At 40.6% G+C, this 25,007-nt stretch carries 27 protein-coding genes, 1 tRNA gene and 1 pseudogene; 19 read left to right on the top strand and 10 right to left on the bottom strand.

What is annotated here, in order from left to right:
- Positions 1 to 263 precede the first annotated feature (263 nt).
- Entirely contained in the window at positions 264 to 857 is a 594-nt protein-coding gene (locus RM368_RS29015) for a DUF1802 family protein (protein WP_322697265.1), read from the bottom strand.
- Positions 858 to 934: 77 nt separating this feature from the next.
- Between RM368_RS29015 and RM368_RS29010 the strand changes: the two are divergent.
- Positions 935 to 1,449, top strand: a pseudogene (locus tag RM368_RS29010) (aldo/keto reductase); the annotation flags it as partial.
- 678 nt (positions 1,450 to 2,127) lie between these two features.
- Complete coding sequence (locus tag RM368_RS29005) at positions 2,128 to 2,847, top strand: hypothetical protein (RefSeq protein WP_322697264.1); 720 nt, start codon at positions 2,128 to 2,130, stop codon at positions 2,845 to 2,847.
- A gap of 156 nt (positions 2,848 to 3,003) precedes the next feature.
- Here the strand turns inward: RM368_RS29005 and RM368_RS29000 are convergent, their stop codons facing one another.
- The gene (locus RM368_RS29000; protein ID WP_322697263.1) at positions 3,004 to 3,930 is read right to left on the bottom strand and encodes an alpha/beta fold hydrolase; all 927 of its coding nucleotides are present in this window, start codon (positions 3,928 to 3,930) and stop codon (positions 3,004 to 3,006) included.
- Positions 3,931 to 4,116: 186 nt separating this feature from the next.
- On the opposite strand from RM368_RS29000, the gene RM368_RS28995 reads away from it, so the two are divergent.
- From RM368_RS28995 to namA, 7 genes are all read left to right on the top strand, one after another.
- Positions 4,117 to 4,998, top strand: a complete 882-nt coding sequence (locus tag RM368_RS28995; RefSeq protein WP_322697262.1) for a shikimate dehydrogenase — start codon at positions 4,117 to 4,119, stop codon at positions 4,996 to 4,998.
- A 334-nt stretch (positions 4,999 to 5,332) separates the two neighbouring features.
- The gene (locus RM368_RS28990) at positions 5,333 to 5,581 is read left to right on the top strand and encodes a helix-turn-helix transcriptional regulator (protein ID WP_322697261.1); all 249 of its coding nucleotides are present in this window, start codon (positions 5,333 to 5,335) and stop codon (positions 5,579 to 5,581) included.
- Positions 5,467 to 5,736 carry a hypothetical protein gene (locus RM368_RS28985; RefSeq protein ID WP_322697267.1) on the top strand — a complete coding sequence of 90 codons (270 nt, stop codon included), beginning with the start codon at positions 5,467 to 5,469 and terminating at the stop codon, positions 5,734 to 5,736. Before RM368_RS28990 ends, RM368_RS28985 begins: the two co-directional genes overlap by 115 nt.
- A 117-nt stretch (positions 5,737 to 5,853) precedes the next feature.
- Positions 5,854 to 7,035, top strand: coding sequence for a hypothetical protein (locus RM368_RS28980; RefSeq protein ID WP_322697260.1), 1,182 nt, complete (start codon positions 5,854 to 5,856; stop codon positions 7,033 to 7,035).
- Between the two features lie 603 nt (positions 7,036 to 7,638).
- Positions 7,639 to 7,815 (top strand): hypothetical protein, encoded by a 177-nt coding sequence (locus RM368_RS28975; RefSeq protein WP_322697259.1) that lies wholly within the window; start codon positions 7,639 to 7,641, stop codon positions 7,813 to 7,815.
- 97 nt (positions 7,816 to 7,912) lie between these two features.
- Complete coding sequence (locus tag RM368_RS28970; protein ID WP_322697258.1) at positions 7,913 to 8,119, top strand: hypothetical protein; 207 nt, start codon at positions 7,913 to 7,915, stop codon at positions 8,117 to 8,119.
- Between the two features lie 337 nt (positions 8,120 to 8,456).
- Positions 8,457 to 9,527 carry an NADPH dehydrogenase NamA gene (gene namA, locus RM368_RS28965; RefSeq protein WP_322697257.1) on the top strand — a complete coding sequence of 357 codons (1,071 nt, stop codon included), beginning with the start codon at positions 8,457 to 8,459 and terminating at the stop codon, positions 9,525 to 9,527.
- Positions 9,528 to 9,832: 305 nt separating this feature from the next.
- Here the strand turns inward: namA and RM368_RS28960 are convergent, their stop codons facing one another.
- On the bottom strand, positions 9,833 to 11,215 hold the full coding sequence (locus RM368_RS28960; RefSeq protein ID WP_322697256.1) for a DUF2252 domain-containing protein: 1,383 nt from the start codon (positions 11,213 to 11,215) through the stop codon (positions 9,833 to 9,835).
- A 177-nt stretch (positions 11,216 to 11,392) separates the two neighbouring features.
- On the opposite strand from RM368_RS28960, the gene RM368_RS28955 reads away from it, so the two are divergent.
- The gene (locus RM368_RS28955) at positions 11,393 to 12,073 is read left to right on the top strand and encodes a RibD family protein (RefSeq protein ID WP_322697255.1); all 681 of its coding nucleotides are present in this window, start codon (positions 11,393 to 11,395) and stop codon (positions 12,071 to 12,073) included.
- A gap of 117 nt (positions 12,074 to 12,190) precedes the next feature.
- Here the strand turns inward: RM368_RS28955 and RM368_RS28950 are convergent, their stop codons facing one another.
- The 3 genes from RM368_RS28950 to RM368_RS28940 form a co-directional block, all read right to left on the bottom strand.
- Positions 12,191 to 12,541 carry a histidine triad nucleotide-binding protein gene (locus RM368_RS28950; protein ID WP_322697254.1) on the bottom strand — a complete coding sequence of 117 codons (351 nt, stop codon included), beginning with the start codon at positions 12,539 to 12,541 and terminating at the stop codon, positions 12,191 to 12,193.
- Positions 12,542 to 12,842: 301 nt separating this feature from the next.
- Positions 12,843 to 12,916: transfer RNA gene (locus tag RM368_RS28945), tRNA-Pro, on the bottom strand.
- A 50-nt stretch (positions 12,917 to 12,966) separates the two neighbouring features.
- The gene (locus RM368_RS28940) at positions 12,967 to 13,332 is read right to left on the bottom strand and encodes a DUF1818 family protein (RefSeq protein ID WP_322674860.1); all 366 of its coding nucleotides are present in this window, start codon (positions 13,330 to 13,332) and stop codon (positions 12,967 to 12,969) included.
- Positions 13,333 to 14,030: 698 nt separating this feature from the next.
- Here RM368_RS28940 and RM368_RS28935 point away from each other — a divergent pair.
- Together RM368_RS28935 and RM368_RS28930 are read left to right on the top strand one after the other, a co-directional pair.
- Positions 14,031 to 15,272: an aminoglycoside phosphotransferase family protein gene (locus RM368_RS28935; protein WP_322697253.1), complete on the top strand. Its 1,242-nt coding sequence runs from the start codon at positions 14,031 to 14,033 to the stop codon at positions 15,270 to 15,272.
- Positions 15,273 to 15,372: 100 nt separating this feature from the next.
- Entirely contained in the window at positions 15,373 to 16,461 is a 1,089-nt protein-coding gene (locus tag RM368_RS28930) for a T3SS effector HopA1 family protein (protein WP_322697252.1), read from the top strand.
- 159 nt (positions 16,462 to 16,620) lie between these two features.
- Here RM368_RS28930 and xth read toward each other — a convergent pair whose 3' ends face one another.
- A complete protein-coding gene (gene xth, locus RM368_RS28925; RefSeq protein ID WP_322697251.1) occupies positions 16,621 to 17,403 on the bottom strand; it encodes an exodeoxyribonuclease III in 783 nt (260 codons plus the stop codon).
- A 456-nt stretch (positions 17,404 to 17,859) separates the two neighbouring features.
- Between xth and RM368_RS28920 the strand changes: the two genes are divergently transcribed.
- The 6 genes from RM368_RS28920 (at position 17,860) to RM368_RS28895 (ending at position 22,012) form a co-directional block, all read left to right on the top strand.
- Positions 17,860 to 18,930: a glycosyltransferase family 4 protein gene (locus RM368_RS28920; RefSeq protein WP_322697250.1), complete on the top strand. Its 1,071-nt coding sequence runs from the start codon at positions 17,860 to 17,862 to the stop codon at positions 18,928 to 18,930.
- 54 nt (positions 18,931 to 18,984) lie between these two features.
- Complete coding sequence (locus tag RM368_RS28915) at positions 18,985 to 19,170, top strand: hypothetical protein (protein ID WP_194043989.1); 186 nt, start codon at positions 18,985 to 18,987, stop codon at positions 19,168 to 19,170.
- 107 nt (positions 19,171 to 19,277) lie between these two features.
- A complete protein-coding gene (locus RM368_RS28910) occupies positions 19,278 to 20,300 on the top strand; it encodes a zinc-dependent alcohol dehydrogenase (protein ID WP_322697266.1) in 1,023 nt (340 codons plus the stop codon).
- Positions 20,301 to 20,368: 68 nt separating this feature from the next.
- Positions 20,369 to 20,629, top strand: a complete 261-nt coding sequence (locus RM368_RS28905) for a hypothetical protein (RefSeq protein ID WP_322697249.1) — start codon at positions 20,369 to 20,371, stop codon at positions 20,627 to 20,629.
- The gene (locus RM368_RS28900) at positions 20,619 to 21,065 is read left to right on the top strand and encodes an HNH endonuclease signature motif containing protein (protein ID WP_322697248.1); all 447 of its coding nucleotides are present in this window, start codon (positions 20,619 to 20,621) and stop codon (positions 21,063 to 21,065) included. Before RM368_RS28905 ends, RM368_RS28900 begins: the two co-directional genes overlap by 11 nt.
- Before the next feature lie 182 nt (positions 21,066 to 21,247).
- Positions 21,248 to 22,012, top strand: coding sequence for an ABC transporter ATP-binding protein (locus RM368_RS28895; RefSeq protein ID WP_322697247.1), 765 nt, complete (start codon positions 21,248 to 21,250; stop codon positions 22,010 to 22,012).
- A gap of 65 nt (positions 22,013 to 22,077) precedes the next feature.
- Here the strand turns inward: RM368_RS28895 and RM368_RS28890 are convergent, their stop codons facing one another.
- Complete coding sequence (locus RM368_RS28890) at positions 22,078 to 22,608, bottom strand: orange carotenoid protein N-terminal domain-containing protein (protein ID WP_322697246.1); 531 nt, start codon at positions 22,606 to 22,608, stop codon at positions 22,078 to 22,080.
- Positions 22,609 to 22,824: 216 nt separating this feature from the next.
- Here RM368_RS28890 and RM368_RS28885 point away from each other — a divergent pair, with 216 nt between their 5' ends.
- Positions 22,825 to 23,202: a hypothetical protein gene (locus tag RM368_RS28885; protein ID WP_322697245.1), complete on the top strand. Its 378-nt coding sequence runs from the start codon at positions 22,825 to 22,827 to the stop codon at positions 23,200 to 23,202.
- Positions 23,203 to 23,342: 140 nt separating this feature from the next.
- Here the strand turns inward: RM368_RS28885 and RM368_RS28880 are convergent, their stop codons facing one another.
- Both RM368_RS28880 and queG read right to left on the bottom strand, forming a co-directional pair.
- Positions 23,343 to 23,978: an HAD-IA family hydrolase gene (locus tag RM368_RS28880; protein WP_322697244.1), complete on the bottom strand. Its 636-nt coding sequence runs from the start codon at positions 23,976 to 23,978 to the stop codon at positions 23,343 to 23,345.
- Positions 23,953 to 24,927, bottom strand: coding sequence for a tRNA epoxyqueuosine(34) reductase QueG (gene queG / locus RM368_RS28875; RefSeq protein ID WP_322697243.1), 975 nt, complete (start codon positions 24,925 to 24,927; stop codon positions 23,953 to 23,955). The genes RM368_RS28880 and queG overlap by 26 nt, the downstream gene beginning before the upstream one ends.
- Positions 24,928 to 25,007: the final 80 nt, after the last annotated feature.

Here is a 25,007-nt window from a genome sequence, read left to right as displayed (position 1 = left end):
CTCCCAGCACGGCTGTCACTCCTTATAAGACAAGTGTAGTCTCGCGTGGGGATTCTGCTGAGATATATAAGCGCAGATTCTAAAAGTTAGTTATAAAGTTTCGTTGATTAAACACTCTGAGCAAACAATATAAAATCTATTTTGATGTTGGTTGTATACAATCGTCCGTTTGATCGCGAGAAGCAATTTCGTATTTATGTATAAGCTAAATTTAAATCCCCGACTTGTTTAAAAGTCGGGGATTTGGGCAACAAGTTAGTTGATTAGAAAGATGGAGCATACAACTTATCGCCGACAATCTCGCGAATTGTCTCTACTAGTTGGCTGTATGCAAAGTTAGATAAAACTGGTTGTGCTGTTTGTAACTGAATTTCTCGCTCTAAATCAATCCATGACTTGCAGCCAGCGTATTTGGCGTAATAGGGAATTTCTTGCTCTTGCGGTAGTTTATATGTCCGTAGGAGGAGGATATAAAGGGGCTGACGTGCTTTCCATTTGAGGCGATCGCTAATAAAATGCTCGTTCCAAATATGGAAGGGAAGTAAGTTGTTGACAATAGATTCGTCACTACAGGGCAAAATATCTGTAATTTCAGCCCAACTACCAATGCGAACTGTTTCAGGATGCCAGCCTGATGTTACTGGATAGACATTATTGGCATATTCAGCTTTCAGCATGAAAGCTTGTTGATGTTCATAAGTAGGATAAAGCAGAATTTGCTTGTGAGCAACTTGGAAATGTCCATTTCGTTCGTGGATACCGCCTTTGCGGAGCAACATAATTGTTTTGCCACTTTCCAAGGCATTTATGGCAACTGCCCATTCTTTGAGAGCATGAAAAGTTGTAGTCAATTCCATCGGTATCTACTGTAACTCTGATTTAATTTGAAGCTAAGACTGATAAAGTGTGAACCTGTCCAAGGCAATAAATAAGGAAAGCGATCGGTGTTTCCAATTTTTCTAGCGTCCAGTTAGCAGAAACAGCAAGTTATAGACGTATTGAGAGTTTACAACCACCCTATTCTTTATTCTGGAGACAGGTAGAACAAGATGCATTGCTCTATTGTATCGAAAACAATATTTCTATCCTTGCTTATTCGCCTTTAGCACAGGAGTTGTTAACAGGAAGATTTGCTCTCGGTCATAAATTTGACCCAACAGATAACCGTGCTAAAAATAAACTGTTTCAAGGCGAAACTTTGAACTTACCCAACAAGCGCTAGAAAAACTGCGTCCTATAACTCTTCTTAATAATTGTACCCTTATTCAGTTAGCTTTAGCCTGATTAATTGCTCAACCTCAAACAAACGCACAGACGCGTCATAGCGGCTTGTCCCCAAATGCATTAGCCGCCCAAATCAAGCTTTCTACAGCCGAATTGGCAGAAATTGATGCCATTGGTCGTATTGTCACCGATCGTCTGGATAACAATCAGATTGTGTGGAATTGATGACAATGTAGTTTAGTTGCGATGCTTAATCTATCTAAGATCCCTTTAACTTTCTTCAAAAGAGGGTCAGGGATCAAATTTATGGTATAGATTGCAAAATCTAACAAAACGTCAACTTTCGTAAACCAAGGGTTGCAACTCACAAATGTAAGTGATAATTTAGATAGTAGGACACCAAACAAAATAAACCAAACAAAAGGGTCAATGACTTAGTGTCCCCTCGTCAGCAGCCCAAGCAAATTTCAGCATATCAAATGTGATAAAAGTGGCAAAAAGCCTAATGTAGAAGGCAAAGCCAAATCCTAAAGCGGAAAAACGCAAGAATGCTGAGTTTGTTAGTTTTTTAGTCCACCCTAGTTATTAACCTTCAGTTAGTTAATCAGTTTAAAATTTGAAATCTGTAAACTCGATAAAACCTGGTCAACCTCGACCAGGTTTTTGGCATTTTATTGTAATATGATTTTCTCAGTACGGCAGAAATTAGGGGTAGGGCTTTGTTGGGTTGAGCGACAGATAAACCCAACAAAGTCTCGATAATGTTGGGTTAAGGAACGAAACCCAACCGACATCAGTTTAATTTTTAGTCTTAGCTGAACTGTATTGAAGCGTATTGGACTCTAGCTAATTTTCCAGCAGGGAATAAAATAAGACAGCAACATATCCTGCGAGGAAAATTTGATGAAAAATTATCGCTTTTTAAATAAGATTACTACAGCTATAATTGTAGCTGCCCTTTCTTTTTCTTGTAAATCTTCTGTTAGTAAAAATGCAGAACAGGCAAAAGCAACTGAGAAACCGAAGCCACAACAAAATCTTATCTATGGCGATTTAATTATTAAAGAACAATCAGATTATCTGATGATTCCTGTTAGCCTTGCAGAGCAGAATGAAGATAAAGGAGTTGATTTAAACCTTTCACGTTCTTATGAAAAGGAAAGAAATAATCAATTGTATAACATCATCTTTTATCAAAAGCAAGGTAATGAAGCTCATCTTTTATTAAATAAAAAGGCCATTATCGCTTCCTTCGATTTATTGGAAGTAAAAACGGTAAACAAGCCCACTACAAGAGTTTGGTTATATAAAATCATTGACCAAGATACAAATATAGATAAAAAATTTAATAGCGAAGATGCTACTATTGGCTATCTTTCTGATATATCAGGTAAGAACCTCCAGCAAATTACCCCAAATAATACTCGAATCATCAGTTGGGTTCTTGTTCCAGGTCAAAATGCAATTTTTCTCAAAATTCTTAAAGACTCGGATAATGATAAAAAGTTTACAAAAGAAGACAAAACAAATTTTGTGAGGGTTAACCTCGATAAAATCGGTATGGGAACTGAGATTATTAGTGACCAAATAGAGCAAGAAATTAAATCTTACGTTTTTAAATAAGTTTATTCGTAGTAAGCAGGTGAAGCCGCTTACTACAAACTTTAATCCAATACGCTTGGGTTAAGGGTTATTGGTGTAAATAATTGGTTTTTCAAGACGCGATAAATCGCATCTCTACATGAGGGTTTTGTTGCTCATTCTGAACTGTATTAAACTTTACAAAACCCAATCGCGTAAAAGTTGGTTTACTTTATCGGGTACTTCGTCGTGGGGACAATGACCTGCTGTTAAAAAATGCTCTGTCAATTCTGGGTAATATTGACGAAACTTTTGAGAACGTTCTCTAGCATTCATCCACGGATCGGCTTCTCCCCATAACATCAACAGAGAACAAGTTAATTGCTTTAGTAGTACATCAACTTTTTCCCCTTGAGGACTGCTAAAAACTGAAACAAATACATCCAACGCACCCGGATCAAAAGCAGGACGAGAAATTTCTTCTACCAATTGATCTGTAACTGCACTTTTATCAAGATATACCTTTTCTAAGGTTTGGCGAATTACCCAACGTTGTCGTACGTATTGAAATAACACAAACTGAGCTAAAGGTTGTTGAAAAATCCATTTAACTGAGTCACCCAGAAGTTTCTCTAAAGGAGAGGGTTTTTTGGGTGGCTGAATTTCGCTTTGCAAAGCTTCCGGTTCCGATGTCGCTTGGCTTTCGCTAAAAGGCCCAGCACTATTGAGCAACACTAAGGAAGCCGCACTGTCAGGACGTTGGGCTGCAACACATAAGCAAGCATAACCACCAAGAGAATTACCTGCTAATACTGCTTTTTGACCAATCACTTCGCTGATAAAATCATGGAGCTGGTCGCGCCACAAGTCGCCACTATACTGCAATTTTGGTTTTGCCGATCGCCCGAATCCCAAAAGGTCGATCGCAAATACTTCAAAATCCTGACACAATCCTGTGATATTCTTGCGCCAGTGGTCTGTAGAAGCACCAAATCCATGTACCAAAAGCAAAGGCGGACGTTGCGTTTGTTTCTCTCCCACACGCACGTAGTAAATGTTGTGCCCGCGCCACTGCCAATATTTGCCAGGAATTGGAGTTGTAAAAGGGGCTGTAGTTGCCTGCATAATTTAAAGAAATGTTAAGGAGCTTTTAATAATTGTAGGCTAGGTGAGGGGATTGGAGCAGGGGGGCAATCAATTCAAAATTCAAAATTCAAAATTCAAAATTCAAACATTTTAGAACTCCTGCCTTCTGCCTCCTCTTTCCCAATGACAAATGACTAATGACAAATGACTAATGACTAATAGCTAATGACAAAAAAAATTACAGGTAAAACTAAACTACTAGGAGTCATTGGGCATCCGGTAGAGCATTCGCTGTCGCCAGTGATGCATAATGCAGCGATCGCACAATTAGGATTAGATTACGTTTATCTGCCTTTTGCGATTGAACCACAGAATTTAGAGGTGGCGATCGCAGGTTTTGCTGCTGTTGGGGTTGTCGGCTTTAGTGTGACAATACCTCACAAACAGGCAATCATTCCCTTACTCTCAGAAATTACACCTTTGGCTCAAACTATTGGAGCCGTGAATACTGTTAGCCGCCAAAATAACAAATGGGTAGGCACAAATACAGATATAGAAGGATTTATCGCCCCTTTGCAGACAACATATAAACAAGATTGGAGTCAGAAAGTAGCGGTAATTTTAGGCAATGGTGGTGCAGCAAGAGCTGTTGTCGCAGGTTGTACTCAGTTAGGTTTTGCCCAAATTCATGTTGTTGGGCGCAATATGCAGAAATTAGAAGAATTCCGCAATAGTTGGAGCAATTCGCCCCTTGCTGAGAAATTCCAGGTTCATCAATGGGAGAAATTACCAAAATTAATTCCTCAAGCAAATCTGCTGGTAAATACAACTCCAATTGGGATGTATCCCAAAGTCGATGAATCGCCTTTGAATGTAGAAGAAATCGCGAATTTACCAATGGGTGCGATCGCTTACGATTTAATATATATTCCTAAACCAACGCAATTTCTCCAGCAAGCACAAAAACAAGGCACAATTGCGATCGATGGATTAGAAATGCTAGTTCAACAAGGGGTAGCAGCATTAAAAATCTGGTTGCAGCAGGAAACTTTGCCTGTAGAAGTGATGCGCCAAGCATTACAAAATCACCTGGGTTTGGGAAAATGAAACGTTCTATAGAACTCCTACTTGCTTATTTCGGTGCGTAATTGATTCCTTAAAAATCAATACGTTCAGAATGAGCAACAAAATCCAGATGTAGAGACGCGATTTATCGCGTCTTAAAAGACCAATTATCTACACCGACAACCCTTAACCCAAGCGTATTGCCTTAAAAATCTCATTAGGAAATACGTATCTACGGACGTGTAATTACTTGGTTAGCAAACCAAGAAAGTATAAAAACTCTAGTATATTTTCGCCTATCAATTCAGCATTAGCCCCAATAGGATGTAGCGGAATACATATAACTCGCCAGATTAACAGGTGCGTTCTTAGCTAAATGACTATTAAGAAACCTTTGCTAATCAAGCAACCGGAAGTTGAAAAGCTCATCCATGAACTTCGTGGCATAACTGGTCTTACCCAAGAACAGTTTGCAGCATCTTTAGGTATAACTTTTTCGGCGGTAAACCATTGGGAGAAAGAATATACCAAGCCTTCATCTCTAGCTATGCAAAAGATTCAGGGGATGTTAAAGGAGATGGGCGAGCTGGGGCAGAAAGTGTCAGTGAAGTATTTGTCGAATTAGAAAGCAGCCAGAGAGGCTTAATTGAAGTTACTTTCCCCCAATTAACAGGTTATCGCTACGACATAACCACAAACAATTCAATTCTAATTTTAGCGATGTTTGCAGATATGCATATTCTGCGGATTACTCAACCTTTGAGTTTGAGTTTACCGTAGCCGATATTTTTTGCACTTTTGAAAACGAATTTAGCTTAAAAACGCGCAAAAACTCCCAAAATTTTTTTCTTAATTGAATGCCAATACTTTTCAGTCAACCTTATCTAGGACTGTACAATGTTTGATTACTCTACCCCCGCTTTAGCTACATATCTTAATATTTCTTCGCCAAGAGCAGCTTGCACTAACGGCAGCAAAGTTGCGGTTATCAATACTGAAGGTGTATGGGAAGTAGAAAGTAATGGGACGAAAAAACTAATCCCAAACTCTAATTACGATGCTCGTGACATTGTAGCAATTGACGGCAAAACTTATGTCTTAGCTGTTCCAACAGGACTAGTAAAAATAAAAACTGACGGAACTAACCAAAAAATAGTTAGCAACAAAGCTAATTCAAAGACACGGGTAAAATTTTTGCAAAATTGGATTATTTACCAGTCTGCAAATACTCTATCAATTTATGATAAAAACCTCAACTTTAAAGCCAAACAGAGCTATGGCGTAACTGAGGTAATGGATTTTGAGTATAAAAATGGCTATCTCTACACTAGTGGCTACCAGCAACAAAAGAGGTTAGGTATTCCCGTTCAGATAGCTTTTCTTTACCGAATGGTTTTCGACGGAGCAAAAATATTTGCTTTGGCAAATTTAGCAGGAAATAACCAAGGTAAGCTTTGGGGCTACAATTCTGCCGATCTTGCTCACGATATGGCAGACACAAGACTTAACCGATTACATATTTTTGAAGACAAGCTTTATGTCCTTGGTTCAGTTTATGGGGGTAACTCAATCTACAGGTGGAATGGCAAAGACTTATTAACAAAGACTTTGATTACCACAGACAGCTATACCAACGCTGCACAAACCCGTGATGAAACAAAGGTTTATATAGGAACTGTTAATCTAACTAATTTTACTGTCGAGCGTGGACAGCTAAGTATTCCAAGAAAGCCTACAACTGCGGGGATGGGAGACGGCAGTAGCAATTTCCCTAAAACTATTTACTCAGATGGCAGTAAAATTTTTGTGGGTTCCTCTGCTGCTTATGCGATCGCCAATAGAGATAATCAAACCTTCATGGGTAAACCCATCTCGCCTTACCGTGGAGATGCATCTCTTTTAGTTGTCTCCAAAAACCTAATGACTCGCCACGCTTGGGTAACACCGGGAAATGGTGAAGTATTACTATTTACTGATAAGTTTGCAGTAATCAAAACAGATAATAAAATAAATGACTTGGCTACAAATGTAGGAACTGCCCAAACTTTACCAACAAATACTTATTTCGTTAAGTTTTAATTGAGCAACAAGATTGTCTACAATCTCATTACTCAATTCTTTTTTGCAGAAAACTGTCAGTCAATATAGTTCAGATAAACCCAAAACCTAGATGTAGAGAGAGACGCGATAAATAAATCGCGTCTGGAAAGACCTATTATCTACACCAATAACCCTTAAATTAAGCGTATTGAACTATAAGCAAGATTAATTATTAGTTTTGTTCGCGTAGAGTTTACGCCAACAAGTTACAAAAAAGGCAGCAGTTAGGAGGCAGTGCATCGCTACGCGGCAGTTGAGCGTAGTCGAAACTCAACAACCGGACAGGAGGGTAGGAGTATTAATTAAAACTTTCGATGCAGGATATATTATTTTAAGCATTGAGGACAAGTATAGTTCTTGTCCTTTATTTTTTTGAGAAAGTTTTCGCCACAGGCTGCATTTTATTCAAGAGTAATATCAATAAATTTTAATAGCCTCTTGTTTTTTAGCACAATCTATGTAAATCTCATAAATATATAGTACTGTAAATCGATATATTTATAGTATTTTATCAAAAAATTAGGTGGGTTAGCCAATAAACTCAAAATTTAGTGCCAAGTAAACTTTTTAGGAAATGTAATCGTGAGTACATATCAATCTAGCGATCGCGCTCATCCGTTTGCCTTTTTTCAACGGATTATTGCCCTTACAGGACGCGATACCATCGACAACATCCGTAATGAAAAGTTACTTAAATATGCACAAGTTAGAGATTTTCTTAACAAGCAGTATTCAGGGCGAATAGTACCTGTATTTTAAAGATAGCGAAAGAATGGAGAATGACAATTTTGTTACTTCGTCTTTCCTAAATTAGGACTTACTAAACTGAAAATTGAACATTTGTGGAGGTCAAATCATGTTTTCTGGAAAAATCGAAAAAGAATTATTTAGTGAAGAAATTTGGTCAATTTGGCAAACAACTAAATTACCAGACCATCTACAGTTATTAGTGGATCGAGAATTAGGAAAATGTGATATCTGGGAATTGCAGTCTCACAAGTCTGACAATCGGCCTATTTATCCAAATCTCTATGATGACTCTAGTCATTCAACAAATATTTAACAAAAGAGGTAGTTCTTGCGTAAGGCAAGATAGCGTAGCAGTAGCGAATCCGCCTACTTTGTAAGAGTTGCAAGCTAGCAAGAGCGTCGGCTGGAGGAATACTGCCCGACGCAAGAACTACTGCGATACCTACGGCGGTAAATTCGGCTTTGAGAGTAAGGGTTTAAATCTCCCAGCAAATTCAAAATTTGGTAGGAAACTATCAAGTGGTGGGTCTAAATTCCCCACTGATTGCATTCTAAATTTTGACTTCTCTATTTAATTAATGCAAAATCGAATTCATGCTGCAAATCCCTCCCCAATTTATTTTACGTAGCAAGAGAAGGAATCAAGATTAATGGCACATCTATTTGAACCATTCAAGATTCGTGAAGTTGTTTTTCGCAACCGCATCGCCGTTTCACCGATGTGTCAATATTCCAGTACAAATGGATATGCTAATGATTGGCACGTTATCCATCTAGCTTCTCGCGCAGTTGGCGGTGCAGGTATAGTGTTCACAGAGGCGGCAGCTGTAGAGCCGCGTGGACGCATTAGCCCGCAAGATTTGGGAATTTGGTCAGATTCACACATCGAAACTTTAGCCAAGACTGTGGCATTAATTCATAACTTTGGCGCTGTTGCAGGTATTCAACTTGCTCATGCAGGTAGAAAGGCCAGCACTGCCAAACCGAGTAAAGGAGGGAAAGCACTAGATGAATCTCAGGAAGGTTGGCGTCCCATAGTTTCGAGTAGTGCGATCGCTTTTAGCAAAGATAGCCCAGTTCCAGAAGCTCTCACTCTTGAGGGAATTCAAGAAATTATTGACGCCTTTGTTCAAGCAACCAAACGTTCTCTCCAAGCTGGTTTCAAGGTAGTGGAAATCCATGCTGCCCACGGTTATCTACTGCACCAATTTCTTTCACCTCTTTCTAACCACCGTCAAGATGATTATGGTGGCAGCTTTGAAAACCGGACTCGTCTGCTCAGAGAGGTAGTTCAAGCAGTCCGAGAGGTTTGGCCTCAAACACATCCACTCTGGGTACGCATCTCCGCCACTGATTGGGTAGATAATGATGGCTGGGACATTGAGCAAAGTATTGCTTTAAGCGACAAACTCAAGTCTTTAGGAGTCGATCTCATCGATACTTCATCAGGCGGTACTATACCGGGCGTTCATATCCCAATTAAACCTGGTTATCAGACTCAGTTTGCCGAACGCATCCGCCGCGAAGCTAATATTCATACAGGAGCCGTGGGTTTAATTACATCCCCTGAACAAGCTGACGAGATTATTCGTACAGAAGTAGCTGATATAGTGCTATTAGGACGCGAACTACTCCGCAATCCTTACTGGCCACACCTAGCAGCCAAACAACTGGGACACGATAAACTCTGGCCTGTTCAATACGATCGCGCTTGGCTGTAAGCTTTCCTCGTTCCCATGCTCTGTAGATTAGTGACAACTTAAAGTAATAGACCTCTTGGCATTTGTCGGGAAAAGGGTAAGGGGAAAAGGGGAAAGGAACAATAAAAAACATGAGTCCCTTTTCCCGCTTCTTGCAAAAGTCATTTTTACAAGAGACTCCATGAGCGGAACTCACAAGGAACAATAAAAATATCTCTTCCCCAGTCCCCTGTCCCCAGTCCCCAGTCCCCAGTCCCCAGTCCCTATTTTTAAGGCAGGTCTGATGTACATATCAGGTGAATTGATCGGAGCAATTATTTGATGTTTTAGTAGAGTTTTACCCCTTGTTTATAAGCATCTATAAAACTTCTGTAGTCATATTCAACTTGAGTTGCATAGTCCACAGCAAAGTTAAAAATTTCGTCTTTGAATACAGCTTTATTACCACTCACAATATCAGTTACTTCTTTGTCAACGCTGACAGGAATAATCGCAGCATCATAGTCTCGATCGGAGATTGCATGGTTTTTGGCAACCACCTTCCCTGCGTACCCCATCGCATCCATGAATTTTGACTTACTGGTTAACAACTTATAGTCAAAGTCCACTTGGTAGGGTGATTTTTCACGCATCATAAAGGAAATACTACTGACAGTAGTATAGCCAATCAAGGGATCGAGATTGGATAACATCGCTTTCGTAGTGATTGTCACCCTTGCCCCTTCTTGGTTTCCATAGACTGAACTCGGCAGCAGACCTGGAACTGCGATCGCAACTGCGCTACTGCCTTCCTGTTTCATCTCTAAAATGCGATCGTCGTCGGTTGCTGAACTTGGGCCCTCAATCAACAAGTAATATCGGTACTTCCCAAGACTACCAACACCTGAACCTAATTTAAGCCGAATGTCCTTGAGGGTATAGTAACTGTTGTTGTAGCGCTTACTGATAGGAATTGAGGTGATATAGCTGCTCATAGCCCCAGCAATATCAGAATAGGTGCTGCTGGATACAGACTGGAGTTCTGAGGCTGTCTTGAAGAGGCGATTGTTACTGTTATTTAGCACTGTGTACTTTTTTAAAAGCTTAGAACGGCTCTTATCTGATGCCTTTTGAATCAAATCTTTGACTACACCGCTCGTATTGCTAGATTCTAAACGGTATGACAGTTCATCATTGCTTCCCTTAAAATCGTTCATCTTATTAAAGTAAGCATCCAAGAAGTTTCGCACAACATCCTCAGCATCCGTTGAATTAAAACCATTCTCATTAGCTACCAACAAAATAGAGACTGCCATCCGTCGCAAGTCCCAAACGTAAGGGCCAAGATAGCCTTCATCAAAGTCGGTGGTGTCAAAAACGTTGTTGTCTTTGCTATCTCTTATCGCTCCAAGATTTTGCAGATGCATATCTCCTTCTAACCAGATGGCTGAGGTTGAAGAGTTTACAAATCGTGAACTTGGCAAGGTCTGCATATCACGATAAAAAATGTGAGCCGTCCCCCGATAAAAAGTGAAAAAGCTATCTTTAGCTGTCATCTTTTGCATTTTCGTTGCCAGTTCTTGAGGCAATTGAGAAGCAAAGGGATGATTATATTGGTAAATTTCATTCACCACCCAAGTCGAACGGGGAGTTGCAGCTTGAACTGGAGATGCAAACCCCAAAATTAAAATTAAGACAAATACGACGATTGCAGATATGTGGTTAGGCATGATAGTTTCTGAGGCGTAAAAAAACTCTTGTGTAGAGAGAATCATTCAACAACAGTTTTTTAGCACCTTGAGCCATACTTAACAAAGTGATTTAAAGCACAATGCAACAACTATTCACTCTCAAGTATGGAGGGGATTCAAAAAGGTAAAATTATAAAGAATCGTTACAACATAATCATGTCAACCATCCAAACAACTGTGGTTCTGGCAATGACGGCCGATGGAAAAATTAGTGCCGTAGATCCGAAAGCGCCTCGTGAACCCAATGTAGTCGATCAAGCACACTTGGAGTATCAAGTCTCCCTTGCCGATTTAGTGCTGGTAGGAGCAGGGACAATTCGGGCTGAGGGGGGAACCTTTGCAATTAGCGATCGCGAACTGTTGGCAGCACGTGAAGTTCGCGGCCAGCCTCCTCAGCCGATAACTTGCGTTGTTTCACCTTCCCTTAACTTATCGCCGGATTTGCCTTTTTTGAGTCAGGACATTGAGCGATGGATATTTACCACACGGACTGCTATAGAGCGCAGTTCTGATACAACAACTTTGCAAAAACTGGCTGAATTAATTGATTTGGGAGATACAGACCTAGACTGGGATCGGGCCTACACCTTGATGGCAGAGCGAGGTATTCACAAAGTCGTTGCTTTGGGAGGTGGCTCTTTAACAGCTGCTCTAGTTCAGGCAGGGCGAATTGACGATTGGTGGCTGACCATTTGGCCGCTCATTTTTGGGGGAAAACACGCCCCTAGCCCAGTGGAGGGAGAGGGTTTTCTTCCCGATGCTGCTCCTCATCTAGAACTCATAGAAACTCGTCAGGTTGGAAGCAATCTGTTTTTACACTACCGCACAATCAAGTGAAAACGCGCTGCCAGAATTTGGCACTACGATTGTTGATACTAAAAAGCAGGGGAAGAGAAGTGCTTTTGCCCACAATTTGACTCAGTTTGTACCTTTTACCCTACCCCCTGCCTCTAATCAACCAGGAGGCCAATTTAACTGGCGTCCTCCCAAAATATGCAAATGTAAGTGATCGACTGTTTGACCGCCGTCATCACCAGCATTGATGACAACTCGATAACCATTTTTTAGTCCAGCTTCTTCTGCAACAAGTTTAGCAGTTAACAAAAGATGCCCCAACACAGCATGATCCTCAGATTCAGCCTCAGCTAGTGTCGCAATGGGTTTTTTGGGAATGATGAGGATGTGAACGGGCGCTTGGGGATGGATGTCTTTGAATGCTAGGGCTAAATTATCCTCATAAACAATATCAGCGGGAATTTCCCGACGAATGATTTTGCTGAAAATCGTTTCTGTAGTTTCACTCATGCCAATCTACCTACTAATCTGCTAGAGATTTTATATTAAGTCCGCCTAATTACTTATCATTGACAAAATTTGATTGTGCGGGTCATACCATTTTGGATTTTAGACTTCGGCTACGCTCAGTCGAACGATTTTGGATAGTGAAACATCCATCGGATAAGTGTTTCAGTTTTCCATCTGTCGCAATCATTTTTCAAATTGGTATAACATCCCTATTTACTGTTCGGTTAGGTTTTTTCAGGAAAAAGCTATGAAAAAACCTGCTAATCTTTTAAAAAGACTAGCAGGCATGGCTTATCATCAATCGGAGCGGCGGGATTCGAACCCACGACCTCCACTACCCCAAAGTGGCGCGCTACCAAGCTGCGCTACGCCCCGGTCAGAATTCCTACTATATAGCAAAACTGTAGGATAATCAAGAGGCAATTTTAAAAAACCTTAAGCATCCCACTAGCTTGCAGTAAATCTGGAACAGCAGAAGCATTCCATTTACCTTCTACACATCGCCCTGTATTTAAGATGAAGCGCAGACTATAATCATCTGGATAGCCTTCCACTTCCATCCATAATAAATCGCTTTCGGCTTCACAAGTAATTTTTTCCTCTTCCATCAATTCAGTTGCGAGTTGCTTCATGGTGTCTGCTAGCTGTGCTAGTAGACGACAAAAATCATTTAACTCGGCTTCGGTTAACTCAATCGCCCAATCATCTGTACCAACTAAACCTTTAAACTCAGGTGTATCGGGGTTCCAGCCAATACGCCAACCCAATCCGGTTTTAACAACGCGTTCCATTCAAAGTAGGCTTGTGCATTCTCAGGTTAAAGTTTTAAAAGTTATCCGTCAACTAGTAATCACAAATCATACTTGAAAAATGCCGTGTTTCAAGCTTGACAAAAGTACACTTACATAAGATACGCTCATGTAGGCTTTGTTTGCGATCGCCCCTAGTCATCTACAATTTGTAGGTGACGAAAATAACGTAAAAATAAGCTTTCCAGACATCAATTCTAAAAATTAAATCAAAAAATAATTACTAATTGCTAAAAAACTCCGGTTTTTTTGGCTTTGTGATGATAAATAAAAGTAATACTATTGAATCACGTGCTTCGTACCGCGAAGGATTACTGAAATTCTTCGCTGCTGTCTAGATGACTACTAAACATCAAACAACATCTGCTACCAATCAGTTTTTTGCTGGGGATGCTTCTTTGCCACAAAAAAAGGCTTTACCACAAAACTTACTCTAGATGTATCTAAGTAACTATGCCGATCAAGTGTAAAGATGTCACGGTATCTGGCAGCCAATTTTAAAGGAATTGGTGCCAATTTGGCAAGTTTTTCTCCAAAATATGAGATATTAGTAGATTGTAGAAATCTTTATTCTTATTCACATCTCTCTTCTTGCATTAGTTCCTATCTACTAAAACTCTTAAGACCAAGCAAATTTGACACGATAAGTTTAAGTAATTTAATGAAGTAGGAAATAATACATGGTATTATCACTGTCTTCTCATAACGTTATCCAGTATCTGCAAGACGCGGGTCTGTGTAGCTCAGAAGATGGCCCATCAGACAAATCTGAGTTGCCAGGAAGTAGTCAGAAAAATTTCAATTTACTAGTGACTTTAGCAGATAATCGCCAGCTGCTCATTAAACACGAACGTAACGTTAATAACAATGACGGGGCGCCTCATGAATTGTTTCAGGAGTGGCTGTTTCACCAGTTGTTACAACAGTTTCCAGTTCTAGGTAATACTTCAGCGATTGCGCCATTGGTAGTGCATTTTGACGAAGAAAATTCGATTCTCGTCCGTAGCTACTTGAATGAATATCTAGAGCTTGCGACATTGTACCACAACAATGAGATTTTTCCACAAGAAATTGCCTCTGCCATCGGCACAACTTTGGCGGGACTGCATCGCGCCACCTACAATCGCCGAGAATATCAAGATTTTATGGCAACTGCTCCCCAAGGAGAGTTTCGCTACGGGTTTTACAATCCAGCGCAAGGGGTAGGGTCGATTGGGCCGGAGATTTTTGCGACCGTTCCCACGGATGCACTAAAATTCTATGTTCTCTATCAACAATACGAGAGTTTGTCATCTGCGATCGCAGATTTGGCATATAGCTGGAATCCTTGCTGCTTAACTCATAACGACCTGAAATTGAACAACATTTTGGTTCATTCCAGATGGGAGCAATTAGACAATTGTCTTATACGACTAATTGACTGGGAAGCTTGTTCTTGGGGAGACCCAGCCTTTGATTTAGGAACTTTACTAGCAAGCTATTTAGGAATTTGGCTTAAGAGTCTGGTAGTAGACCCCACCATTGAGTTAGAAGAATCTCTACATTTGGCGTTAACACCGTTAGAGATTTTACAACCTTCAATTATTGCCTTAATTAGAGCTTATATAAATGCTTTCCCAATGATTTTGGAATACCGCAGTGACTTTATTTCGCGGGTTATCCAGTTTGCGGGGCTGGCACTAATTCATCAAATTCAGGAGATGATTACCTGCCGTAAACATTTTAATAATGTTGAACTGTGTATGTTGCAAGTAGCTAAAAGTTTACTTGTAATGCCAGAGCAAGCTGTATTGACCATCTTTGGAATATCAGAGTCAGAAATCCTAAATCCTGTGGCAAAGATTCATAAATTTCCTCAGCCTGTAAAGGAGCAACAGTTACTTCGGATTTATTACGAAAAAACTCGGCTACGTGGTTGTTAGTAATAGATAGCAGAACAAGTCAAAAAAAACACATAATTGTAAATTCTGTATTCTGACTCCTGAATTCTATTTTGTTAAAGTTTGATTTCTGAATGGATTAATGCTAAATTCCTCTATCAATCAATCGCTAAATTCTCTATTTGATATTGCTCAGAATATCCAGATTGAGTCAAATTTTTGTATTTACCATCCTAATTATCAACCCTTCGGTCTGCCGACTAAAATAGCCGATAGATTTCAGCAAAATTCTGTAGATTTACAACAGAAGTATCTCACTCTCCTGCTGCGAAATTTTCTCTACGGAATCTATTACAATGGCTCCCTGCAAAGTACTTTGGCAGTCACTACTGATAATACTAATCGCCCGCAAAAGCATAATTTAGCAGATAATTCTATTTTGGAAATTGACTGGGACTTTTACGAGCAACTACACGCCAGTAATCACGGCATAGGTTATTTTGACCCTCGATGGCAGGTGTTGCGAAAAGAACCTGATGGGACTATGGCGGTGACTAAAGGCGGTTTAACACTTTATGTTGAGCCAGATTGTCATCTAGAATCCAGTAAGAAATCTACCAAAGTGGGTGATATGGTAGCAATCTGGATGCCCAAAAATCGACTGCAAAATGGCTGTTACTTAGCAGTTAGCAATGTTGGACAGGAACGGCAAAGCAACCCAGACGCCGATTTAGGAGCAGGGCGAATCTACTTTAACTTTACGGCATCTGGTGCGATCGCTCTCATGGAAAGCTTGACGCTGCAACTAAATGCAGCCTCGATTCCCTTTAGCTTTCAAGTTCTCCACAACCCCTCTGCATACGGACGCTATGATTCGGGGCTACTTTACTTTGAACTCCCCGACTATCCAGCAATCCGTACAATCCTTCAGACTGTTTATATCGAAAATCAATTTCATTTCCAGCCCGAAATTCCTTTGTTTACCAAATTTTTAGCTCCAGGGTTAGGTTTAGCTGAGGAACCAACCCAAAAATTTGCAGCACAAGAAAGTTTTGGAATGAACCGTTGCCAAATCGTCGCTAATGCTTTGTTGGAAGCTTGGCAAAAAGGTAAAAATGCAATGGAGGAGCGGATGAAGGTTATTGACCAACACTTTGCGCGGCATCTAATAGATTTGCAGCGTCCTTATCTGAACCCTAGTTCTGAGGATATATATCAGCCGTTAAATTGATTGATTGGGCATGGGGCATTATTTGTCATTTGTCATTTGTCATTTGTCATTGAGAAAGAGGAGGCAGAAGGCAGGAGTTCTAAAATGTTTGAATTTTGAATTTTGAATTTTGAATTTTGAATTGATTTCTCCCCTGCCCCCTGCTCCTCCAATCTCCATTCAAAATTCCACAATAACTGGCACATGGTCGCTAGGTTGAGTTAATTTTCTGGGTGCGACATCAATAATACAATTTGTAGCACGCTCATACAGGATGGGCGTGAGATAGTGATGGTCAATTCGCCAACCTAAGTTACGACGAAAAGCGGCGGAGCGATAATCCCACCAACTATAATTTCCACCCTCTGTGGTGAATTTGCGAAAAGCATCGGCAAATCCCAGTTTCAGAATATCCCGTAAGGCTTGACGCTCTGTTTCTGTTGCCATAATGTGATTTTCTGTACTCACTTGCTCGTGAATATCCTTGTCTTCCAAGGCGATATTGAAGTCGCCGCACACACAAATTGCGGATTCTGACAACACCAGCAATCGCAAATACTCGTGTAACGCTGTCAACCAACGCAGTTTGTATTCGTATTTCTCCGTTCCTACCGCTGCGCCATTAGGAACATATAAGTTTACAATCCGCACGCCATCAATTACACCTGTAATCACGCGCTTTTGCTCGTCCCATTCGTGATGTAAATCTGGCAAAATTGCCCTAAACCCGCTACTGACATTTAGGAGTGGCTGGCGGCTAATCAGGGCTACACCGTTATAAGATTTTTGTCCTGACATATAAAGGTTATACCCTAACTGCTCAAAAGGCGATCGCGGAAATTCAGCATCCACAACTTTGGTTTCTTGCAAGCAGAGAACATCAACAGGATTTAGGGTTAACCAATCGATAACCTGTTCTAGGCGAGTGCGAATTGAGTTGACGTTCCAAGTAGCGATTTTCATTAGTTAATTATCAGAATTTTTGTAAATTACTAATTACAAATTATGTAATTATTGTACAATTTCTTAATATTTATATTTTCTGTTATCTTTCCCAATTACCTTTAAATGAAGCTTTAATGGCTTGATCCCATTGAATATTTTAGTATTGTCAGCTACTAAATATTCAATTTTGTAAGTTCTACTACAAAACATTCTACCTCTTTATGATCCCCAAGACAGATGCAACAAATAATAGATAGCTATACGGTTAGAAATGTAGCTCAGAGTTGACTTTTGCCGAGAGTCAGTTAGATTTGTTGGCAGAAAATTTGCGGTAGGGTTAACCGTTATTGCGCTTTTGATAGCCTGTAAGGTTAATTTAAATTTCAAAAGAGTAAGTACAAATGCTGTTTACTCATAAAATAATGATCTAGTTCATTATTGAGGACAATTTCATAGACTGAACCAGAAAAACTTATGAAAATCGCTCAAGTTGCCCCCTTATGGGAAAGGGTTCCACCTCCTAGTTATGGAGGAATAGAATTGGTGGTGAGTCGCTTGACTGATGAACTTGTTCGTCGTGGTCATGAAGTAACTTTATTTGCCTCTGGTGATTCTCAAACTTTGGCTAACTTAGAAGCAGTTTATCCACGTGCATTACGCTTAGACCAAAATGTGAAAGAGTATGCAGTGTACGAAATGCTAGAACTAAGCCAAGTTTACCAGCGTGCTGACCAATTCGATATTATCCATTCTCATGTAGGGATTTCGGCATTACCTTTAGCGAGTTTGATAACAGTAACTGCTACAGTCCATACCCTGCACAATAATTTTACAACTGACAATCGTCACGCATTTAGCTACTACCAAAAGCAACCATACATCAGCATTAGTAACTCGCAGCGTCAAATCGACCTTAATTATGTTGGTACGGTTTATAACGGAATTGAGCTAGCAGATTACCCATTTGTAGCCCAACCATTAGAACCTTCATATTTAGCGTTTTTAGGTCGTTTTTCGCCAGATAAAGGACCGCAACATGCGATCGCCATTGCTAAACAGAGTGGTTGGCGCTTGAAGATGGCAGGGAAGGTTGATGCAGTACACTCAGAGTTTTTTGAACAAGAGATTGCTCCCTACATAGATGGTCAGCAAATCGAATATCTCGGTGAAATTAACCATGCCCAAAAAACTGAACTTCTAGGTAATGCTGCCATCACTCTTTTCCCCATTAACTGGCAAGAACCTTTTGGCTTAGTAATGATTGAATCAATGGCAACTGGTACGCCGGTAATTGCCACGAATTTTGGCTCTGTGCCTGAAGTTATTGCCCACGGTAAAACAGGTTTTATCTGCAATAGCTACGCAGAAATGGCGGCAATGATTCCACCAGCTTTGGAACTCAATCGTCAAACCTGTCGAAAATATGTAGAAAACAACTTTAGCGTTAGCCAAATGGTTAACGGATATGAAGCTGTTTACAGACAAATTATTAAAGACCGCATAGAATCGAATGGCCGCATTCATGCAGCTAACATTCAGTTTTAATCAACTGCTTTTTTACTTAGTTTAAAACAACAATTTTTTAAGGAGGACATTGGTATGAGTACGAGAGCTAACACTTGCCCATGCTGCGGTGGTTCCCTCCTGCGTCATGCCCGTCATGGTGAACTCTATTGGTTTTGCCTATCGTGCCGACAAGAAGTACCACTATTAACTGCTACTCGCCTGCCTAATGTGGAAACTCGGAATACCGGTGTGCTTCCCCAGCCAGCTGTGAATAGCTAGTTTTTGAATATATAAAACCTACTAAAAATCAATACTGATTTAGTTTAAACCTATCAATAAGCCTCAACTGGTAAAATCGGATGGAGCTAATTAATAGGTTTAAAGTTTTGTTAGCAGCGTTACTTTATGGTCAAGAAGATTTACGCCTAGAGGAAGTTTCTGACCCCACTCCGGCGGCTGGCGAAGTTGTGATGCAAGTGGGGACAGCAACAACTTGCGGTACAGATTTGAAAGTCTGGCGGCGTGGCGGTCATGCCAGGATGCTGATCCCGCCAACCCTGTTTGGTCACGAAGCGGCTGGGCAGATTATTGCCTTGGGTGCAGGAGTGACAAATTGGCAAGTAGGCGATCGCATCGTCGCTAATAATTCCGCTCCATGCATGAAGTGCTTTTTTTGTCAACGTCAAGAATATTCCTTATGTCCAAATTTGACCTGGAATAATGGGACTTTTGCCCAATACTTGAAAATTCCTGCACCGATAGTAGAACATAATATGTTGCAGATTCCCGATGAGTTGCCGTGGGAATTGGCAGCCATGACGGAACCTTTGGCTTGTGTGTTGCATGGTGTAGCGCGTTCTAATATTAAGCCCAAAGATAAAGTAGTCGTGTTGGGAGATGGGGCAATCGGGCTGATGTTTGTGGCGGCGTTGAGTGAGACAACTGAGGTTTTGCTGTGGGGAGGTAATAACCACAGGCTAGAAATTGGTCAGAAATTGGGTGCAACCCAGACCTTTAATTATCATCAAATTCCAGAGATTCCCAGTGTGGTGAAAGAACTGACCCAAGGGTGGGGCGCAGATGTAGTAATTGAAGCTACTGGTGTCCCAAGTGTTTGGGAAACTGCGATCGCCTGCGCCCGTCCTGGTGCAACAGTCAACTTATTCGGTGGATGTCCACGGGATACCAGCATTACTGTGAATACAGAACAGCTACACTATAGCGAACTTACCATCAAAAGCGTGTTTCATAATACACCAGAGTATGTGCGATCGGCCCTTGCACTCATAGCTAGTCGCAAAATTCCCTTTGAGTTACTTATTAGCGAACAGCGACCATTAAAAGATTTAGAACAGGTGTTTTCTGATATGAAGGCGCGTAAAGTAATTAAGGTGCCAATGATTCCTTAGTCTTTTGGCAGCCAATTCACAGGGCACACTACAATGACTATAGCATCACAGACTTAGGCTAAAGCACTATGACTCCTCAAGTCATTACCCCAGTATTGATGATTGAACCCTCATCATGGCTCCGCTCAGGCATCACCATTGAGAAAGTTGATAATGTTAACCTTGCTAAGTTTACAGATGAGTTACATACTCGTCTAGAAGAATTACTTGAAAAACGAAAATCTGGATTGCTGACTCCTGAAGAAGAAGCAGAATATGCTGGAATTGCTGAACTAGAGCGCATCCTAAGTTTTGTTAACGCTAAATTGATTGCCAGTCGTGGGTGTTAAAGATGGTACTCGGCAATTTGTGCGCGAAAGAGCTAAATATCTGTGTGAATATTGTCACTCTCCAGAACGCTCAAGTTCAGATCGCTTCACAATCGATCATCTCATTCCACAATCATTAGATGGCTCAGATACAGATGACAACTTAGCTCTAGCTTGTCGCCGCTGTAATGAGCGTCGTTACAACTTCACAACTGGCGTTGATCCTGAAACTCAGCAACAAGTAGCCCTATTCAATCCTCGTCAGCAACAGTGGATAGATCACTTCATTTGGACAGGCGATGGATTAAAAATAATTGGCAAAAGTGCTACAGGTCGAGCAACTTGTCATCGACTAGATATCAATGATGAATTTCACAACCAAGGATTTATTCAAGAATCTAGGCAGTTATGGATACAAGGAGGGTGGCACCCACCTGTAGACGATCCTCGTCTTTGATGCCTGAACTAGTGATGTCTATAGCTGCCAACATCGTGCAAGAAGAATAAGACAACGATCTTCAATAAAAAGGTATAGCGCAAAACTATCACAGTAAGAGTTAGGAAGAATTTCTCCGCTTTTTATAGTCTAATTGAGCGATCGCTATAATTGCATCTCTACCAACTAATAACTAAATCCTTATGGCAAACACTATTTCAATTACTGATTCTCTAGTTCCTAATCCCGTGCCTAAATCAACAATTATTCGTTTGGAAAATATCTTTAAAATATATGGCAGTGGTGAAACTGAAGTCAAAGCACTTAACGATGTGAATTTGACTATCCACGAGGGCGAATATTGTTCAATTATGGGGCCATCTGGTTCAGGTAAATCCACAGCGATGAATATTATCGGCTGTCTAGACCGACCCACAGGCGGACATTATTACTTAGATAATATTGATGTGGCGCAAATGGATGATAAATCTCTGGCACATATCCGTAATAAAAAGCTGGGTTTTGTTTTCCAACAATTCCATTTATTACCCCAACTCACAGCATTAGAAAATGTGATGCTACCAATGGTTTATGCTAGTGTGAATCCGAAAGAAAGAAGCGATCGCGCCATTGAAGCCTTGACGCGAGTAGGTTTAGCAAATCGCCTCAACAACAAACCCACTCAACTATCTGGCGGACAACAACAAAGAGTAGCGATCGCGCGGGCGATCGTTAATCGTCCCGTAGTACTGCTCGCCGATGAACCCACAGGCGCACTCGATTCGCGCACAACCCAGGAAGTCTTAGATATTTTTGGCGAACTCAATGCCAGTGGAATCACAGTTGTGATGGTGACACATGAACCAGAAGTCGCGCGTCAAACTCAGCGCATCGTTTGGTTCCGTGATGGTCAAGTAGTACACTCCAACCTCACCCCAGCCGACTTGAGTCAGTTAGCTGTCTCGTAAGTTCTAAAAGTCCGCAGAGGCGGACTTTAGTTTGTGTTGCAGTGACTTCTAATCGCCAAAGCTGATTACAAACTTGACGTTTTCCCAGTTTCTGCTTGCGTTGCGATTGGCTTAACATCGGTGTAACCCACTTCACCAGCTATTGTCCGAAACACTGACATTTGCTCTTCAAAATCTAGTTTTTCAATTTGGGAAAGCAGATCGTTAACTGCCTTACTTGGCTGGTAGCTAGCTGGTATTCCAACCACTTTATCTCCCATAGCTACCGCCCAAGCATACCAAACTAGCAACTGGTTATTTTCTTTTATCGCCCCATAAGCACGAGAATATTCTGTGTCTTTGCGGTTAACAATATCCCGCATAATTTCTAGTTGCTCATCGTCGGATAATTTAAAATAATCTCCTAGTAGAAGTGGTGCTAACTCTGGTTCAGCCGCAGCAGGGGCAGCTGGCGTAATGGAATCACCCATTTTTTTATAAACAAAATAGAACCAGGCTAATTTGGCATCGGTATCTAAGGCGTTAAACGCATCCACTAATTTTTGAGTTTCATTGCTCTGAGCTTGAGAAATATTTTTATCGTAACTTGCAGTCATAAATTTGTTTCCCAGAAAATGTAACAAGCCAAACTAAGTGGTACCAGAGTTTAAAGACCAGATTCTACTACCCATAGAAATAGTTAAATTAATTTGAAATTTTAGCTTTAATCTACCTTTTAATAGAGGTAAAAGTCTCCCCCAGGAAGCAAGAAAGCAGCACATTACTTGGCTACAATCGCTCTAGCAATAAAAAATTTACCTAAGGTTTTAATTATGCCTGATGAAGAAGTGAAGCCCAATTTAAATGAAGCTTCCACCCAGGATGCACAATTAGCTGCCGATAACATAGCTAGTGGTGAAGAAGAAACGCCAACGGTGGATTTTGATAGTGATTATGCAGCTGCACAAAAATTCAGCGTGAGTGAAGTCGATCGCACAGGTAAAGGTGCAGCAGCAGCCGAAGCAGCTACTGCACCTGAACAGAAAACCTCTCAGCCACAAAACACAACAACTCAAACACAGTCTACTGGCAATCCTGATGATTTTATAGAGTCAGCAAAAGAAGTTGGGGATTCTCAGACTGAGGTTGTAACCGATGTTAGTGATGATTTAGTAGAAGAAGCTTTGGAAAAGGGCGAACGGAAAAATTAATTTTCCTAATACTTTGCTATTTTGTCAGATGGGCAATGTCACCAATATGAAAATTGAAGTTCTCAGTATTGGTAGACATTGCCCACTCTAGTGTTTGGATCGATTGATCATCCGCTTTTGACTATTTGACTATTTATTAATTAACGACTGTTCATCACTTCTAGTAGTTCGCTAGGTTGCTGAATTAAATAATCTGGATTTTGCTTGGCTAGTACTTCCGGTGAGTTAAAGCCCCAAGTGACTGCAATCACTTGGATATTTGCTTTTTTTGATGCTTCTATATCTCTGGTTTCATCTCCAACATAAATAACCTCTTGAGGTTTGAGTTGCTTTTGCCTCAAGACATTATTTATAATAGTTGTCTTGCCAAAAATTGTAATTCCTGAGTAAATAAAATCAAATAAGTGATTTAAATCATTGATTGTGAGGAATTGCGTAACATTTTCTTTAGAATTAGAAGTGATAATACCCAGTTTATATCCTTGATTTTGGAGTTCTGTTAATGCTTCCTTAATACCCAGAATGGGCTTTAATTCTGGTATTTTGTTTTTTAATTCCCCTTTAACTTGTTTAACTAGAAAAGGGATCTTAAATAAAGAAACTCCTGAGTACTTAATAATTTCCCTAGATGTTAAGTTTTTGAGAAAGGCTAATTGTTCTGGGCTTATTTGTTTATAACCAAAGTCTATAGCTAAACGATTAGCAATACTTACAAGGGCATCTACTGTATCAGCAATTGTGCCATCAAAATCAAAAATAATTACTTTCTGGGTCATTCTTCTGCTTGGATGCGTCAAGATTAGCTAGGGCGTTGCGTCGTAACATTTCTGGCTTAATCCGCCGCAAGGCAGATGCTGGAAATCGTTTATCCCACTCCCGATCTGAGATTTGGGCTAATTCTAGCAGCTGGGGAGCAATATTCACTGGATTCGGCTGAAACTCTTCAATATCAGTTGTTTGGGCAAAACGTTGATTCCAAGGACAAACATCTTGGCAAATATCGCAACCAGCAACCCAGCCTTGCAAATGAGGTGCGATCGCCTCTGGCAATTCCTTATCGCGATTTTCAATGGTATGATAAGCAATGCAGCGATTAGCATCGACAACAAAAGGCTGAGTAATTGCACCTGTAGGACAAGCCTGAAGACAACGATTACAGGTACCGCAGTGTTCTGTGTGTGGGCGATCGCTTTCTAATTCTAAATTGGTCAACACTTCTCCCAAAAATACCCAAGAGCCATATTCTGGTGTAATCACATTACCATTCTTGGCAATCCAACCAATTCCGGCAAGTTGAGCCAACACTTTATCTTGCACCGGGCCAGTATCTGCATAATAAAGAGCTAATACGCCTGGATCGAGTGATTTTAGCCATAGAGATAGCTGCTTGAGTTTTCTATGCATCACCTTGTGATAATCCCTTCCCCAACCATAACGGGAAATTTTGGCGTATTCCTCACTTTCAGGACGTTGATGTGGTGTGTAGTAATTCAGCGCTACACACACTAGCGATCGCACCTCTGGCATCACTAAGCGGATATCCTGACGCTTTGGATTAGCCATCCATTTCATATCAGCGTGATAACCCAGTTCAATCCATGCTTTCAACCTCTGCGCTTCTGTGGCATTTACCCGATCTACAGCAGTAATTCCAACTTTGTGAAAGCCCAACTCGCTGGCTTTTTCTTTCACCAGACTGCTGCTCGTTACAGAATACTGATTCATTTTTTTATCTGGATTTTGCCCAAATAAAGGCGCTTTAATTATATATTATGTAACCAATACATTTAATTAAGATTTGTTAC

Source organism: Nostoc sp. DedSLP03, from assembly GCF_034530815.1.
Lineage (GTDB): Bacteria > Cyanobacteriota > Cyanobacteriia > Cyanobacteriales > Nostocaceae > Nostoc.
Note: the sequence above shows the minus strand (reverse complement) of the source record. Positions and strands in the feature narration are given on the sequence as shown.